General features: G+C 74.5%; 10 protein-coding genes. 5 read left to right on the top strand and 5 right to left on the bottom strand.

The features are described from left to right. Positions 1-244 precede the first annotated feature (244 nt). From E4U92_RS15595 to E4U92_RS15585, 3 genes are all read right to left on the bottom strand, one after another. Positions 245-835, bottom strand: coding sequence for a phosphatase PAP2 family protein (locus tag E4U92_RS15595; RefSeq protein WP_137300967.1), 591 nt, complete (start codon positions 833-835; stop codon positions 245-247). Next, positions 828-2,309, bottom strand: coding sequence for a diacylglycerol/lipid kinase family protein (locus tag E4U92_RS15590; RefSeq protein ID WP_137300966.1), 1,482 nt, complete (start codon positions 2,307-2,309; stop codon positions 828-830). The genes E4U92_RS15595 and E4U92_RS15590 overlap by 8 nt, the downstream gene beginning before the upstream one ends. Positions 2,310-2,734: 425 nt before the next feature. After that, entirely contained in the window at positions 2,735-4,774 is a 2,040-nt protein-coding gene (locus E4U92_RS15585; RefSeq protein WP_137301135.1) for a DUF1996 domain-containing protein, read from the bottom strand. Between the two features lie 326 nt (positions 4,775-5,100). Between E4U92_RS15585 and E4U92_RS15580 the strand changes: the two genes are divergently transcribed. Next, a complete protein-coding gene (locus E4U92_RS15580; RefSeq protein ID WP_137300965.1) occupies positions 5,101-5,328 on the top strand; it encodes a hypothetical protein in 228 nt (75 codons plus the stop codon). A 21-nt stretch (positions 5,329-5,349) separates the two neighbouring features. Here E4U92_RS15580 and E4U92_RS15575 read toward each other — a convergent pair whose 3' ends face one another. Beyond that, complete coding sequence (locus E4U92_RS15575; RefSeq protein ID WP_229862058.1) at positions 5,350-6,444, bottom strand: hypothetical protein; 1,095 nt, start codon at positions 6,442-6,444, stop codon at positions 5,350-5,352. Between the two features lie 491 nt (positions 6,445-6,935). On the opposite strand from E4U92_RS15575, the gene E4U92_RS15570 reads away from it, so the two are divergent. The 4 genes from E4U92_RS15570 (at position 6,936) to E4U92_RS15555 (ending at position 14,724) form a co-directional block, all read left to right on the top strand. Then, positions 6,936-7,604 (top strand): lipoprotein, encoded by a 669-nt coding sequence (locus tag E4U92_RS15570; RefSeq protein WP_137300964.1) that lies wholly within the window; start codon positions 6,936-6,938, stop codon positions 7,602-7,604. 259 nt (positions 7,605-7,863) lie between these two features. Further along, a complete protein-coding gene (locus tag E4U92_RS15565) occupies positions 7,864-10,371 on the top strand; it encodes a SpoIIE family protein phosphatase (RefSeq protein ID WP_137300963.1) in 2,508 nt (835 codons plus the stop codon). Positions 10,372-10,482: 111 nt separating this feature from the next. Continuing rightward, positions 10,483-13,215: a SpoIIE family protein phosphatase gene (locus E4U92_RS15560; protein ID WP_373311458.1), complete on the top strand. Its 2,733-nt coding sequence runs from the start codon at positions 10,483-10,485 to the stop codon at positions 13,213-13,215. A 144-nt stretch (positions 13,216-13,359) separates the two neighbouring features. Next, the gene (locus E4U92_RS15555) at positions 13,360-14,724 is read left to right on the top strand and encodes an FAD-dependent oxidoreductase (RefSeq protein WP_137300962.1); all 1,365 of its coding nucleotides are present in this window, start codon (positions 13,360-13,362) and stop codon (positions 14,722-14,724) included. Positions 14,725-14,786: 62 nt separating this feature from the next. Here E4U92_RS15555 and E4U92_RS15550 read toward each other — a convergent pair whose 3' ends face one another. Next, the gene (locus E4U92_RS15550; RefSeq protein WP_137300961.1) at positions 14,787-16,601 is read right to left on the bottom strand and encodes a serine/threonine-protein kinase; all 1,815 of its coding nucleotides are present in this window, start codon (positions 16,599-16,601) and stop codon (positions 14,787-14,789) included. Positions 16,602-16,849 lie beyond the last annotated feature (248 nt).

Below are 16,849 nucleotides of genomic sequence, written 5' to 3'. Positions count from 1 at the left end.
GTCGGGGATGGAACGTTGCCTGTACAGACCATCCAAAACGCCAAGTTGATCATGTTACTGACGGTAGCGGAAGTCCCGTCTCCCCCTGCCCCCGCCCGGAGTGGGGAAGGTCACCGATGGGGCAGCGTCGGCAGTATCTTCCCTTTCGGACATGGCCAGTTGGTGACCCTGTGGCGGTGAGCAGCTCCCATGATCACCCGGGCACGCACGGTGATGGGAGCGGGCCCACCTGTGGACCCACCGGTCACCTCTTCGCCGCGCCTCCCCTGGCCCCGGCGACCGCCAGCACCGTCGCCGCCGCCCCCGTCCCGAGAACGGCGCCGGCGATCACGTCCCCGGGGTAGTGCACTCCGGTGTGGATCCGCGAGTAGCCGACCGCGACGGCCAGCAGGCCCAGCGGGATCGTCGCGGCAGGCAGGACGGGACTGACGGCGGCGGCGAACGCCACGGCCGACGCGGTGTGCCCCGACGGGAACGACGCCGACTCCGGCATGGGCACATGACGCCCCGGGAACGGCGAGTCCACGGCCCGGTGCGGCCGGGGGCGGCGTACGAGCTTCTTGCCCAGCAGGTTGGCCGTCGCCGAGGCCACGCCGATCGCCGCGACCCCCACGATGGCGGCCCGGCGCGTACGGCCGGGGCGCAACGCCAGCACCGCGGCGGTCGCGAAGGACAACTTGGAGTGGTCCGCGGCCGTGGACAGGCGCCGCAGCGCGCTGTCCAGGGTGGGCGTCCGCGTGACGGTCACCGCCTCGTACAACGCCCGGTCCAGTGCCGCGAGGTCACGCACCAGGCTGACCGCGGTCGTACGGGTCGAGGGACGCTGCTCAGGCATCGCCCGCCTCCTTGCTGCTCTGGGCCGGGGTACGACGCTCCACCGTCGTCGTCCTCCGTGCCGGTCGGGATACGGACGGGTCGATCACGCCCCTGTCCTGTGGGTCCTCGCCGTCGGGGTCGCGCCAGGGCCGGTTGAAGGCGAGGTCCACGATGTGACGCCAGTCGACGGAGGGCGGCGCGTACGTGGCCCCGGGGCGCCGCCGCGGCACCCGGACCCGCAGGACGCCCGGGCGCAGGGTGCACACCACGGGGGTGGGCAGGACGAGCGCCTCGCCGTCGACGGCGACCGGGATCCGGTCCTGGTCGGCCGCCACGTCCACGCGCCGGGAGGTGACGGAGGTGATGCTGCCGGCGCGCTCCCCGCGCAGGGCGAGTTCGGCGGCCCGGGCGGCGCCCTCCACGCGGACGCCGATCACGCCCAGCGTCCCGGAGTCCAGCCGCGGTCGGCGTCCGCCGCCGAGCGGGTCGGCGCGGGCGTAGGGGTTGTTGCTGACGAGGACCGCCTGCGGCGCGTGCAGGACGGTGTCGTCGACGCGGACGTCGAGGGTGGCGCCCGCCTCCCCCGCCAGCAGGTCGGGCAGGTGCTCGAGCGCGGTGGCCGTCTTCGCCTCCCGGTACTCGGGGCTCTGCACGATCTCGGCGTACGCCCCGAAGGACACCGTGTTGACGAAGGGCCGTCCGTCGACGTCGCCGAGGTCGACGCGCAGTTCCACGCCGTCGGTCAGTGCGTCGAGGCTCCGCACCGGGTCGGTGCGGTCGAGGCCCAGGTCCATGGCGAAGTGGTTGCGGGTGCCGGCGGGCACGACGAGGAACGGCACGCCGTGCTCGGCGGCGACCGCGGCGACCAGTGCCTGGGTGCCGTCGCCCCCCGCGACACCGAGGCAGTCGGCACCGGCGGCCAGGGCGCGCTCCGCCTCGGCGCCCGGGTCCGTCGGGGCGTCCGGGTCGATGAGGATCACCCGGCAGCCCAGTGACTCGGCGCGGGTCACGAGGTCGTGGCGCTCCACTTTGCCGCCGCCGGACCGCGGGTTCATGATCAGGACGGGCCGGCGCGGCCGTGGCGTCCTGCGGGTGCGCATGGCCCGTGGTCTGCGCAGCTTGCGCAGGGCGGACCGTGCGCTGGCCAGGGCGGCCGCCCAGAGCGACAGTCCGCCGACGGCGACGGGCCACAGTCCTGACGCCGCGTACATGATGATGACGCCCACCGGTGCGCCCACGGCCAGGACGGCGCCCAGCAGGCGGCCCAGACGTCGGTGCGTCAGCGCCCACCACAGCCCGGCGCCCGCGACTGCCAGCCCGGCCAGACCGCCGAGCAGCACCAGCCAGCCGCCGGAACCGGCGCCCACCGTCACCACGAGCGCCGCGCCGACGACCATCAGCAGGGCGACCCTGGCCCAGCCGCGCGCGCGGCGCACGTCGCGGTCGGCGGTGCGGTGCCGCCCGGTGCCGTCGGTACTGCCCGTACTGCTCATGTCGTGTCCGCCATGTCGCGTCGTCCCCCCATGGTTCCCTGCCGTCCCCTGCCGTTCCTTGTCGTTGCTTGTCGTTGCTCGTCGTTCCCGGCTGTTTTCTGCCGTTCTCCGCCGTGTTCTCCTGTGTGCCGCTGTCCCTGGGGCCGCTCCTGTCCTGCTCCTGCCCATCGTCGTGACGTGCACGCCGGACGGCATGTCGGAGCGGGGCGGAAGACGCCCGTGGGTCCTTCGATCGATGAACGTCCGCGGTGACGCGGCCGTGCCCGTCCTCTCCACGATCAGTCGTTCGAGTGACGCGCAGGTGTCGCGGGGGCCACGATCCGAGCGCCACCCCGGACAGCCGCAGGCCCGTTCGGACGCACCGGGAGGTGCGTCCGAACGGGCCTGGTGTGCAGTGCGCCGCCGGGTGTCCTGAGCTGCAGGTGTCAGAAGGAGCGGCGTCCGCGGCGGAACAGCAGGACGACACCGGCCAGCACCAGGACCGCGCCCGCGGCCGCGGGCCAGAGCTGCGCTCCCGTTTCGGCCAGACCGCCCTGGGCGGCCTGCTGTTCCGTGCCGGTCGACGTGTCCTGGGCGATGGGGGCCGGGGTGGACACGGAGTCGGCGGCGGCCGCGTTGCCACCAGCGCCCTTGTCGTTCGCCCCGATGCTGTCGTTGCCCGCGTCCTTCGGGGCGGGCGACGAGGTCGCGGCGATCGTCGGCTTCGCGTAGACGCGGGGCTGGTCCCCGGGGGTGGCGGCGCCGCCGCCGTCACCCGTCTGGGGAGCCGCGTCGGAGGGCTCGTCCTGCGGTGCCTCGGCGGTCGCGGTGGCCGGGGGCTGCTCCTGGGCGCCACCGGCGGAACCGTCGTCCGCGCCGCCACCGGTACCGTTCTCGTTGCCGTTGTCGCCGGTACCCGTGTCGCCACCGGTGCCGTTGTCGCCGGTCCCGGCTCCGTCGCCCGCGCCGCCAGCGTTGCCGCCGCCACCGTTGTTGCCGGTGTCGCCGCCGTTACCGCCGGAGCCGTCGTCCGTGCCGCCTCCGTCCTTGCCGGCGCCGCACTGGCGGCCCTCGTTGATGCAGTCGACCATCTGCCGCATCAGGCTCTCGTCGAAGACGTTGATGAAGTCGCCGTGGTCCGTGACCGGCTTGTGCAGCTGCTCGGGGAAGGAGTCCACCGCGAACAGCGGGGTCCTACGGCCGCCGTCGTCCAGGCTGGGCGCGTCCACGTCGTAGACGATGCGCTGCACGAGCTGCGGGATGGCGCGGAAGCCCTCCGGGCAGCCGCCGTCGGGGGCGGCGAACGCCACGTGCGTACGGTGGTTGGCGCTGTCGATGTTGCGGCCGTCCCAGCAGCTCTGGAAGTGGAAGGTGCGCACCACGTCGCTGCCGGACGGGCAGAGCGGGTACTTGTCCTTGAGCTGGCGGTCCTCGAAGCCGGTGCAGCTCCACGACGCGTTGGCGTTGGCCGGGCCGTTGACGAAAGCCTTCGCGTCGCCTGTGATGATGCGCAGCAGCCGCGGCATCCCGGTGACCTTGGACCGGGCGTTGCCGACGAAGGTCAACGTGACGTCCTTCGGCGTGACGATCTGGCCCGCGTTGCCCTCGACACCGCCGCCCGGGCTCTTGGCGTCGCGCTCCTGCGTGCCGTTCTGCAGGCGCAGCACGGGCCAGTAGTAGGTCGACCTGTCGCCCTGGTCCACGCAACTCGTCTTCGCCTTCGCCAGGTCCTCGTCGGAGGCGAAGGCGGTGTTCGACTGGTTGCCGACGTAGTCGTGGAAGTGGTGCGCGCCGTTGCTGACGCCCGGGGCGACGATGACGTTGTCCGAGTTGAACAGGCCGTTCTCGTTCACCCCGCAGCTCGTGACGAAGGTGCCGCGGGAGGGGCCGGAGGCCGGGTCCGCGGGCTGCTGCGCGGGCTGGACGGTGGTGATGTCCACGTAGTCGGCGGGCACAGGGCCGTTGCCGGCCTGACCGCCGTTGCCGTTCTGCTGGGCACCGCCGTTCTGGTCGCCCTGGCCGCCTTTCCCGTCCTGGCCGCCCTGCCCGTTCTCGCCGCCCTGCCCGTTCTCGCCGTTCTGGCCGTTCTCGCCGTTCTCGCCGTTCTGCGACTCGTCCGTGCGCAGCGTGCAGGCGGCGAGGTCCTTCAGCCCCTGCGGGCGGTCACCCGTGCGGTCGACGGCGACGGCGATGCGCTCGATCGTGGCGCTGCGCTTCTCCTCGAGCGGGTTCATGACCGCGTTGTCCGCGAAGGAGTCGTCCTGCCGTACGGCCTGGGCGTTGTCCTGGAGTTGCTGGTACGCGGCGGCTGTCTGCTGGTCCAGGAGGGCGAGTTCCTTGTCGACCTCGGCCCGCGCGTCGTCCGGCACGGCCGTCAACGCGCTGCCGACGTCGGGGCAGTCGATGGTGACGGCGCCCGTGGTCCAGGGCTTTCCGTCGGATCCCGAGCCGCCCTCGGTGGCGGAGGCATACACGTTCGCCGCCATCAGTCCCCCGCCGCCCAGGATCAGGGCGACTGCCGCGAAGGTCGCGCGTCGTCCGCCGGTCGGGCGTCTGCGCCTGTTGTGTCCCAAGAGTGCTCCTACGCTTCGTGGGCGGCTCGGCCTGAAATCCCCCCGGTCCCATACGGAGCCGGACCACGGCGTGTTCAACCGTCACTCCGATTCACAGAGATTTCTCATCGCTGTCGCCGAAGGATCATGTCGGCGAGGTCCGGACACGGCGGCTGACCAGTACAGTTGAAGACCTGTTCGATTCAGCGCCCGGCCGGCCGGTCGGACCGGCGGGCGGGGGTCCGGGGAGGAGGTCCTCGGTGGGCGGTTTCACCGAGGCCGTACAGGAGCGGGTGCGAGCGGCGCGTGCCGCACTCACGGCCGCACTGGAGGCCGACGACGCTTATCAGGTCGCCGTGGCGCAGGACGAGTTGGACGACGCGGTACGCATCGCCCGCGCGCACGGCATCGACGACGAGCCGGGAACGGACGTCGGCGCGGGCGACGGCGCGGGGGCCGGTGGAGGCACAGTCACGGGCGACAGGTGACCGGCGGGCCGTCGGTAGCGATCAGCGGGTGACCCGGGTGGGTCCGGCCCCCGCCGAGGGGCCACCGCACGGCTCAGGGGTACGGCTCCGGACGACGGCGGCGGTGCGCGGCACGGTCGGCGTCATGGCGGATGCCGCCGTGGACGCTGCTGCCGGTGCCGCGGTGGGTACGTCCCCAGCGGACGTGGTCATGGAGACCGTGGCGGGCGCCGGTACGACGACGGCTTCGGCCGCCGCTGCCGTCACACCGGCCCCGGCGGGCGCCGCCGCGGGGAAGACCCCGGTGGAGGCCCCGGCGGAGCCCGTCGCGGGAACCGCCACGTTCGCCCCCGTCCGCCGCGGCACCGGCCACAGCGCCCGCAGCCTGCGGCGCACGCCCTCGCCCCGCCCGTGCAGCAGGCCCAGGACGACCGCGGCGGCCACCGCTATCAGGTGCTCGCGGCCCGCCAGGTTCGGCTTGGCGATCGACTCCCACACCATCGAACCGCCGGTGAGGGTGAAGACCACGGGTGCGCGGCGCACGACCGACATGTAGGTGAACAGGCCGACCACGGCCGCCGAGGGACCGGTGTCCAGCACCTGGCCCGCCTCGGGCGGCAGGCCGAACCCCCACCAGCCCGGGCCCACGGCGATCATCACGCGCGCGGTGAGGGTGCCGGCGAGGGTCGTCACGTACGCGACGAGCAGGGTCCTGCGGCGGCCGAGGGCGACCTCGGCCAGCGCGAAGGCGAGGAACAGCTGGGTGATGCCGGCCCACACCGGCAGGTCGAGCGCCGGGACGTAGAGGGAGACCGGTGTGCGCAGCAGCGCCAGCCACAGCGGCAGGTCACCGCGCACTCCCCCGACGAGCCGTACGACCGTCGCACCGGCCGGGTGCTGGGCGATGGCGTGGAAGAAGATCACGCCCGCGCAGGCGACGAAGGCGAGGGACAGCGCACCCGGGCCGCGGCGGAACAGCTCGCGCAGCGGGTCGGCGATGATGCCCCGCCACTCGCCGTACACCGTGCGCCCGAGCCAGCGGACGGCACGGACCAGCCCGGCACGGATCAGCGCCGCACGTGTGTGCGCGGCGCGCGTACCGCGGTCGTCGTCGCGCCGCTGCGGTTCTGGACGCACAGTGCCCCCATCTTTCTCGTCGCCCGTCCTGCCGTACGGAACGACGTGCCCCGCGAGGGCGACGTCGAACACGGGCACCTCGGCAGACGTGAAAGCCGACGCACAGGTTGCTCGGGTGACGGGGCACACACCCGGCGAGCGGCGGGCCACCGTCCGGGCCGCGGGAGCGCACGGTGTTCCGGGTCAGCGGCGAAGACCACGCAGGTCAGCGCCGCCACGCCGGAGCGGCGGGGCACCGGGGCCACCGCCGGGCCGCGGGAGCGCACGGAGCCGAGCGGCGGGAGCGCACAGAGCCGAGCGGCAGCGTCACCCCCTCGCCGCCACCGCCGGCCGCGGCCGCGCCACGGCGCCGTGGGCTCTCGATCCACAGCCCGGTCCGACCGCTCCCGGCTCGGTTACAGTTCTGGGCCGGTGCCGAGGGGCGGCATGCAGGAGGGGGCGGCACAGTGCGGTTCGGGGTGCGGGCGAGGAGCGTCGGTCGTGGTGGGCCGGTGCCGGGCGGCGGGCTGGTCCTGGCGGTCGCCGGATGTCTCGTGGGGGCGCTGACGGCCTGTGGGGGCGGCGGCGGTCACGACGCGGCGGCACCGGCGGCGTCCGGCGCCGGTGCGAGCGGGGCCACGGCGGCGCGCGGCGGGACGATCGGCGGCCCGGGTTCCGCCTGCCGGCTGCCCGTCACCTTCGCCCTGGCCGAGAAGTGGAAGCCCGAGTCCACCGTCCCGGACTCCACGGGCTCCTCCGCCTCGCCCGCCGACGACCTGGCCGCCGAGATCGCCGACGCACTGCTGCACCAGGGCCCCGTCACCGCGGTCTGCGAGGTCGACGCCAAGCCCGCCGGGCACCTCGGCTTCCTGCGCGTGTGGACCGGCGAGCCCGGTGACGCCGACGCGCGGTCCGTGCTTCAGGCCTTCGTCGGCGCGGAGAAGGGCGCGAGTCACGCCACGTACCGGGCCTTCAGGACGGGCGGGCTGTCCGGCACGGAGGTGGAGTACCGGGTGACCAGCGAGCTCCTCGACGAGACGAAGACCGAGCGCGCCCTCGCGGTCGGCACGCCCGACGGCCCGGTCGTCGTGCACCTCGGCGGGCTGGACGACGAGGAGCACCGGGCGATGCTCCCCGCGTACGAACTCGCGAAGAGCACCCTGCGCGTCACCGCGTCCTGAGCGGCTCACGCCGGACACCACACCACGCCCCTCCCGCACGAACGCACGGACGTACCCACGCACGGACGGACGAACGCACGGACGGACGGCCGCACGGACGCACCCACGCCCGCCCGACAGCGCACGCACGCCGCGTACGGACCCGTCGCCCCCTTCCTGCGGATGCACCACACCACTCCCGTGGCGCATTCTTGCTGTGTCGCCGTGCGGCGGCGCACGGACGAGGCAAGGGCCGATGGCAGGGCCGATGACTGGGCCGATGACGGGGAGCGTCGGAGACGAGCGGGAGCCGCGCGGGCGGCTGACCGCACTGCTGACCGGGGCCGCGGCGGACGCGACGCGTGCGGCGGGCGGCCTCGCCGGCGGGGTCTACCTGCGCTCCAGCACCTCCGGGACGCTGCGGCTGGCCGTGCTCACCGGGCTGCCCGGGCCGCTGTTCCGGCCGTGGTGGCGGGTGCACGTGGACCGGCCGTTCCCGGTGGCCGAGGCGCACCGGCTGGGGGTGCCGGTGGTGCTGGCCAACGCCACCGAGACGATGCGCCGCCATCCCCAGCTCGCGGCCGGCCTGCCGTTCCCGTTCGGCTGTCTGTGCGTGCCGGTGGTGTCCGGCACGCACGCGTACGGCGTGGTGACCGTGCTGCGCCCGCCCGTGGACGACGCCACGCGGATCGCGGCGGAGGTCGAACGGCTGACGCTCCTGGCGGACGAGCTGGGCGCGGCGCTGGAGCGGCTGGAGGGCGAGGGGAAGGCCGTCGTATGGGACGCCGAGCCGCACTGCGTGCGTCCGCCGGCCACCGGCCCGGCTCCCGCGCGCGTCGGACACTTCACCTGGGATCCGGCGACCGACACGGTCCGCGCGGACGAGGACGCGCACGCCCTGCTCGGGCTGGACCGGGGTGCGTTCCCCCGGACGCTGGACGCGCTGGCCCGGACGGTGACGCCGGCCGGCGCGCTCGAGGTGCCCACGCTGCTGCGGGAGGCCGCCGCGGGGCGTCCGCCCCCGCTGCCGGTGCCCGTGTGCACCGAGCACGGGATGCCCCGGCTGCTGACCCTGTGGTCGCCCGACCGCTCCCGGCCGCCGTCCGCGGTCTCCGTCTCCGGCTTCCTGGTGGATCCCAGCCCCGGCGGGCTGGGCGACGCGGCCGCCGACCTACTGCCGCAGGGCGTGTTCTGCGTGGACCGCCTGGGGCTGGTCGTCTACGCCAATCCCCGGGCCGCCCACCTGCTCGGGGTACCCCCGCGGGACCTGCTCGGCCGGTCGCTGTGGGACGCCGTGCCCTGGCTGAACCAGCTGGCCTGCGAGGACCACCTGCGCGCCGCGCTGCTGACGTGCGAGCCGGCGCACTTCCACGTACGGCGGCCGCCCTCGGACGAGCCCTACGAGGGCGACTGGCTGAGCTTCGCCGTGCACCCGGGGCCGGACCGGCTGACCTGCACCGTCGTCCCGGCGCACCGGGTGCCCGACGGCAGCGGCGGCGGTCCCGCCGAGGAGGAGCCGGCGTCGGACACGGCGGCCCCCGTCTACCGGCCCATCGTCCTCGCGATCGCCCTGACGGAGGCGGTGACCGCGCGGCAGGTGTCGGAGGTGGTGATGCGGGAGCTGCTGCCCGCCTTCGGCGGCAACCGGCTCGCCATCTACCTGCTCCAGGAGAGGCACCTGTACCTGGCGTGGGAGTCCGGCTTCCCGAAGGGGTTCCTCACGCCGTTCGAGGGGGTGGCGCTCGACGCGCGGCTGCCGGGCGTGGAGACGCTCACCACCGGCCGTCCGCTGTTCTTCGACTCGATGCGGCAGCTCGCGGCCGCCTACCCGGGCATCCCCCTGGACGCGAAGGAGGGCACCCGGGCGTTCCTGCCGCTGATCGCCTCGGGTCGTCCGGTCGGCTCGTGCATCCTCGGCTTCGACCGCCCGCGCAGCTTCGGCGCCGAGGAGCGCACCGTGCTCACGGCGCTCGCGGGGCTGATCGCCCACGCCCTGGAGAAGGCCCAGCGCTACGACACGGAGGCGGCCCTGGCCCGCGGACTGCAGCAGGCGCTGCTGCCGCGACGGCTGTCGGCGCACCCGTGCGTGGAGACCGCGGGCCGCTACCTGCCGGGCACCGAGGGGATGGAGGTGGGCGGCGACTGGTACGACGTGGTGGAGGCCGGGGACGGGCTGGCTCTGGTCATCGGGGACGTGCAGGGGCACGGGGTGCAGGCGGCGGCCACCATGGGGCAGCTGCGCAGCGCGGTGCGGGCGTTCGCGCTCGGGGACCGGCCGCCCGAGGAGGTCATGGCCGGCACCAACCACCTGCTGATCGACCTGGACCCCGGTCAGTTCGCGAGCTGCTGCTACGTCCGCCTGGACCCGGCGCGGGGCGTGGCGCGGGCGGTGCGGGCCGGGCATCCGCCGCCGCTGCTGCGCTCGCCGGGCGGGCGGACCCGGGTGGTGGACCTGCCCGGCGGTGTGGTGCTGGGCGTCGATCCGCGCGCCCACTACCCGGTCACCGAGCTGCGCCTGGAGCCCGGCGCGATCCTGGCGCTGTACACGGACGGGCTGGTCGAGCGTCCCGGCCGGGACATCGACGACGGGATCACCGCGCTGCGTCTGGCCCTGGCGCGGACCGGGGAACCGGGTGTGCGTAGGCTGGCGGAGGTCGCCGACCGGCTCACCGCGGTCGCCCGGCAGGCCACCGACCGGCCCGACGACATCGCGCTGCTCCTCGCCGCACGGCACGGCGACGCGGACGCGACGGACCTTGCGCGAGGTGCTTCCCGTGATCTTCCGTGACCCCCCTCGCCCCGTGGGGCCGGGCGGTGTAGACATGGGCACATGGCCCGACCCCTGGGGCGCTCGGATCCACCGTCGGCCCGTCGTCCGCACGGACCGCGTGACCGGCACGTGTCCGAGCGCGCCCGGCCGGCGCGCGAGCGCCGGGTGACCCGGGAGCGTGCGTCCGTCCGCGCGGCGCGGCTGGCCGAGCGGACCCGGCAGGACGACACCGGGCGGCGGTCGCGGCTGGGCGGACTGAGCCTGGCCGCCCAGGTGTTCGTGCTCCAGGTGGTCATCGTGCTGCTGCTGATCGTGGCGGCGGTCGTGGCGTTGGTGCTCCAGGTCCGGCACGACAGCACCCAGGAGGCCCGCAACCGCTCGCTGGCGGTCGCCGAGACCTTCGCCAACTCTCCCGGTATCGTGCAGGCGTTGGCGAGCCCCGACCCGACGGCGGTGCTGCAGCCGAAGGCCGAGGCGACGCGCAGGGCCGCGCACGTCGACTTCGTCGTGGTGACGAACACCGACGGGATCCGCTACACCCACCCCAAGCCCGACCGCATCGGCAAGAAGTTCGTCGGCGACATCGCGCCCGCGCTGGCGGGGCAGTCGGTGGTCGAGGAGGTCGACGGGACGATCGGGCGGCTGGTGCAGGCCGTCGTCCCGGTGGAGGGTCCGGGCGGCCGGGTGGTGGGGCTGGTGTCGGCGGGCATCACCACGCGGCACGTGGGCGGCACAGCCGACCGGCAGATGCCGCTGCTGCTGGCCGCCGCGGCGACCGCGCTCGCCCTGTCGACCGGGGGCACGGCGCTGGTCAGCCGGCGGCTGCTGCGCCAGACGCACGGGCTCGGGCCGCGCGAGATGACGCGGATGTACGAGCACCACGACGCGGTGCTGCACACCGTGCGCGAGGGCGTGATCATCGTCGGCGGCGACGGCCGCCTGCTGCTCGCCAACGACGAGGCGCACCGCCTGCTGGACCTGCCCGGCGACGCCGAGCGGCGGCACGTGCTGGACCTCGGCCTCGATCCCGGCACGGCCGACCTGCTCTCCTCGGGCCGGGTCGCCACCGACGAGGTGCACCTGGTCGGCGACCGGCTGATCGCGATCAACCAGCGGCCCACCGACCTGGCGGGCGGCCCGCCCGGCAGCGTGGCCACGCTGCGCGACTCCACCGAGCTGCGCGCCCTGTCCGGCAAGGCCGACGCGGCCCGCGAACGCCTGGACATGCTGTACGCGGCGGGGGTGGGCATCGGCACCAGCCTGGACGTCACGCGCACCGCCGAGGAACTGGTGGAGCTGGCCGTGCCCCGGTTCGCGGACTTCGCGACGGTGGACCTGTTCGACGCGGTGCTGGACGGGGACGAGCCGGAGCCGGGCAGTGTGCTGCGGCGCACCGCGGTGACCGGTGTGCGCGAGGGGGCGCCGCTGTACGCGGTGGGCGAGCAGATCCGGTTCGTCGAGACCTCGCCGCAGGCGCGCGGCATGGCCCAGGGGCGGCCGGTGCTGGAGGCCCGGCTCGCCGAGTCGCCGGGCTGGCGGGCGCAGGACCTGGAGCGCACCGAGCAGGTCGTGGACTTCGGCATCCACTCGCTGATCGCGGTGCCGGTGCGGGCGGGCTCGCTGCTGCTGGGTGTGGTCACCTTCTGGCGGTCGGAGCGGCCGGACCCGTTCGACCGGGAGGAGGTGGCGCTGGCGGAGGAGCTGGTGACGCGGGCCGCGGTGACCATCGACAACGCGCGCCGCTACACGCGTGAGCACGGCATGGCGGTGACGCTGCAGCGCAGCCTGCTGCCGCGCACGCTGCCCGAGCAGAACGCCCTGGACGTCGCCTACCGGTACCTGCCCGCGCAGGCCGGGGTGGGCGGCGACTGGTTCGACGTGCTGCCGCTGTCGGGGGCCCGGGTGGCGCTGGTCGTGGGGGACGTAGTGGGGCACGGGCTGCACGCGGCGGCCACGATGGGCCGGCTGCGCACCGCGGTGCACAACTTCTCCTCGCTGGACCTGCCGCCGGAGGAGCTGCTCGGGCTGCTGGACGAGCTGGTGGCCCGCATCGACCAGGACGAGACGGCGGACGGCGGCACGAGCGGCCCGGTCTCGGGGGCGACCTGTCTGTACGCCATCTACGACCCGGTGTCCCGGCGGTGCACGGTGGCCCGGGCCGGGCATCCGCCGCCCGCGCTGGTGCGTCCGGACGGGCGGGTGGACTACCCGGAGGTGCCGGCGGGCCTTCCGCTGGGCCTGGGCGGGCTGCCGTTCGAGACGGTGGACCTGGAGCTGGCCGAGGGCAGCCGCCTGGTGCTGTACACCGACGGGCTGGTGGAGGACCGGGAGCGGGACATCGACGCCGGGCTCGCCCTGCTCAGCGGGGCGCTGGAGCGGGTGGGCGACGCCTCCCCCGACGAGACGTGCCGGGTCGTCCTGGACGAGCTGCTGCCGCCCCGCCCGAACGACGACATCGCGCTGATCGTGGCCCGTACCCGCGCGCTCGGCCCGGACCGGGTGGCCGAGTGGGACGTGCCGATGGAGCCGGCGGCGGTCGGCGAGGTGCGCGCGGCGGTGGTCCGGCAACTGGCGCGCTGGGAGCTGGAGGAGCTGTCGTTCAGCACGGAGCTGATCCTGAGCGAGCTGGTGACCAACGCGATCCGCTACGGCGGCGCGCCCGTGCGGGTACGGCTGCTGCGCGACCGGGCGCTGATCTGCGAGGTCTCCGACGGCAGCAGCACCTCACCGCACCTGCGGTACGCGGCGATGACCGACGAGGGCGGGCGGGGGCTGTTCCTGGTGGCGCAGCTCGCGGAGCGCTGGGGGACGCGCTACACACCCACCGGCAAGATCATCTGGGCGGAGCAGCCCCTGTCCTGAGCGGTCCGGCGCACCCCCAGGGGCTCTTTGGGTAGCCATAAAACGTGCTTATGACCTCATAGACCGGACCCGCGTACCGACTTAGGTTGCCCTTAGCTTAGGCTTCCCGACGAGCGATCTTTCGTCTCTCGAAGGGAACCTGCCATGCCCCGCCCCCTGCGGGTAGCCATCGTCGGAGCCGGCCCGGCCGGGATCTACGCCGCCGACGCGCTGCTCAAGTCCGATGCGGCCGCCGACCCCGGTGTGTCCATCGACCTCTTCGAGCGGATGCCGGCCCCGTTCGGACTGATCCGCTACGGCGTGGCCCCCGACCACCCCCGCATCAAGGGCATCATCACCGCCCTGCACCAGGTGCTCGACAAGCCGCAGATCCGTCTGTTCGGCAACGTCGACTACCCGAGCGACATCACCCTGGACGACCTGCGCGCCTTCTACGACGCGGTGATCTTCTCCACCGGCGCGACGGCCGACCGCGAGCTGCCGATCCCGGGCATCGAGCTGGACGGGTCCTACGGCGCCGCCGACTTCGTCTCCTGGTACGACGGCCACCCGGACGTGCCGCGCACCTGGCCCCTGGACGCCGAGAAGGTCGCCGTCCTGGGCGTCGGCAACGTCGCCCTCGACGTGGCCCGCATCCTCGCCAAGACCGCGGACGAGCTGCTGCCGACGGAGATACCGCCGAACGTCTACGAGGGCCTCAAGGCCAACAAGGCGCTGGAGGTCCACGTCTTCGGCCGCCGCGGCCCGGCGCAGGCGAAGTTCAGCCCGATGGAGCTGCGCGAGCTGGACCACTCCCCGAACATCGAGGTCGTCGTCGACCCCGAGGACATCGACTACGACGAGGGCTCGATCGCCACCCGGCGCGGCAACAAGCAGGCCGACATGGTCGCCAAGACGCTGGAGAACTGGGCGATCCGCGACGCCGGCGACCGCCCGCACAAGCTGTTCCTGCACTTCTTCGAGTCGCCCGCCGAGATCCTCGGCGAGGACGGCAAGGTGGTCGGCCTGCGCACCGAGCGCACCGAACTGGACGGCACCGGCAACGTCCGGGGCACCGGCAGGTTCACCGACTGGGACGTCACCGCCGTCTACCGCGCCGTCGGCTACCTCTCCGACAAGCTGCCCAAGCTGCCCTGGGACCTGAAGACGGGCACGGTCCCCGACGAGGGCGGCCGGGTCATCGAGGAGAGCGGCGCCCACCTGCAGTCCGTGTACGTCACCGGCTGGATCCGGCGCGGCCCCGTCGGCCTCATCGGCCACACCAAGGGCGACGCCAACGAGACGGTGTCCAACCTCCTCGACGACCACGCCCACGGCCGTCTGCACGCCCCCGCCTCCCCGGAGCCCGAGGCGGTCGACGCGTTCCTCGCCGAGCGCGCCGTGCGTTACACCACCTGGGACGGCTGGTACCGGCTGGACGCCGCCGAGCGCGCGCTGGGCGAGCCGCAGGGCCGCGAGCGCGTGAAGCTCGTCGAGCGCGAGGACATGCTGCGCGAGAGCGGCGCGTGACCCGGCGCGTCCACGCGTCCGCATGACGGCCCGGCCGGGGGCGGGTGCCCCGCCCGCCCGGGTCAGCTCCCGCGCGGATAGGTGTTGATCACCTTGCCCCCGACCGTCGCGGACAGGTGGCCGGAGCCGTAGGCGTCGGCCAGGTAGACGCCCAGGTAGGGGTCGGTGTCGAACACCGTGGAGGCCGGCTGCACCACGACGTAACGGGCGGTCGGTGACGGCACCTTCAGGGTGCGGGCGGCCTTCGCCAGGAGGGCCGGGACCGCGTCCCAGTCGTAGAGGTCCGGGTCCACCGGGACCTCGCCGCTCATCACCGTGCCGCCCGGTCCGCTCTTGACGGCGACATCGGCGCCGGCGTCGTAGCGGTAGGAGTCGTACAGCTCCGGGTCGCCCTTCACCGGCACCCCGGCGATCGCGTACTCGCCGTACACGGCGAGGCTGGTGAACTTCTCGCCGCCCGAGGCCGCCTTGATCTTCGCCACGGTCGTGCGCAGCCCCTCGGCGGTCAGCAGGTCGGTCGGGGCCGTGCCCTTGTCGTCGGCCGCCGGGGTGGCGCCGCTGGTGGCTCCCGCCGTCCCGTGGCCCCTGCCCGAGCCGGCACCCGTCGTGCGGCCGGCCGAGGTGCTCGCACCGCCGCCGCCCGACCCGGCACCGCCCTTCCCGTCGTCCGGGAGCAGCGTCCACACCAGGGCGCCCGCCAGGGCGACCCCGGCGACGGACGTCGCGACGGCCAGCGTCCGCGCGCGCCGGGCGGGACGGCCGACCGGGGGCACGCCGACCGTGACCGCCGGCCCGCCCGACGAGGGCCCCGGACCGGGCGGCGGCAGGTGGTACGAGGTCGGCGCGGCGTCCGCGGGTACGGACGGGCCGTACGCGGGGCCGTGCGGCGCAGGACCGTACCCCGGGGAACGGAGCACGGAGCCGTACGCGGGGCCTTGGGGCGCGGAGCCGTACGCGGGGCCGGGGGACGACGCGGTGGTCGCCGGGGGCGCGACGTCGTGCGGAGTCCGGCCCGGACCGGCGGGGCTCCCGCCCGCCGCCTGGCGTGCCTCGGCGAGCATCCGGTCGACCGTCGCGGCGTCCGGCCGGGCCTGCGGGTCCTTGACGAGCAGGGCCGACAGGACGGGCGTCAGCGGACCGGCCCGCCGGGGCGGGGGCACCTCCTCGCTGAGGACCGCCGCGAGCGTGGCCAGGGTGGAGGAGCGGCGCAGCGGGTGGTGGCCCTCGACGGCGACGTAGAGCATCATCGCCAGGGACCACAGGTCGGCCGCGGGGCCGCCGTCCTTGCCGCTGACGCGCTCGGGCGCCATGTAGTCCGGTGATCCGATGACCGCACCGGTGGCGGTGAGGCTGGTGTGCTCACGGATCGCGGCGATGCCGAAGTCCGTGAGCACGGGTCTGCCGTCCGGGCGCAGCAGCACGTTCGGCGGCTTTACGTCCCGGTGTTCGATCCCCACGGCGTGGGCCGCGCGCAGCGCCGCCAGCACCTCGCGCCCCAGGCCGGCCGCCTCACCCGGGGTCAGCGGCCCGCGCTCCAGGCGGTCCTGGAGGGAGCCGCCGGTGACGAGTTCCATGACGAGCCAGGGGAACGTGCCCTCGCCGCCGTCGACGACGTGGTGGATGGCGACCACGTTCGGGTGGTGGACGCGGGCCAGCGCACGGGCCTCGCGCAGCACGCGCTCGCGCAGCAGCCGGGCGGCCTGCGGGTCGTGCTCGGCGAGGCCCGGGTCCGACGGCCGGACCTCCTTGACGGCCACCTCGCGCAACAGGACCAGGTCACGGGCCCGCCACACCAGGCCCATCCCCCCGCTCCCCAACCGCTCCAGCAGTTCGAAGCGGCCGTCTATCACCCGTGCGCCGGATCCCCCTGAGCTCATGGAGGGAGCCTAAGGCGCGCCGCGCGCGGACGCGTACCCCGATCGGATAGGGAACGGGCCATACGTGCGCGTGTGCGGGGAACGAGAACGGGTCGGTGTGCCGTGAAGCGGGGTTTCTCCGGGTATCTCTCCCTCAGCGCACCTGCGCGCAGCACTCCCGACGACAGAAGGACACACGGCCTTGGCTCTCGCGTACCCTGACGCTCCCTCAACTCGCCGCCCGGGTCGGTCATGGACGATCCGGGTGA

The organism is Streptomyces galbus (genome assembly GCF_005280195.1).
Taxonomy (GTDB): Bacteria; Actinomycetota; Actinomycetes; order Streptomycetales; family Streptomycetaceae; genus Streptomyces; species Streptomyces galbus.
This window is presented reverse-complemented; position numbering and strand designations above follow the sequence as displayed.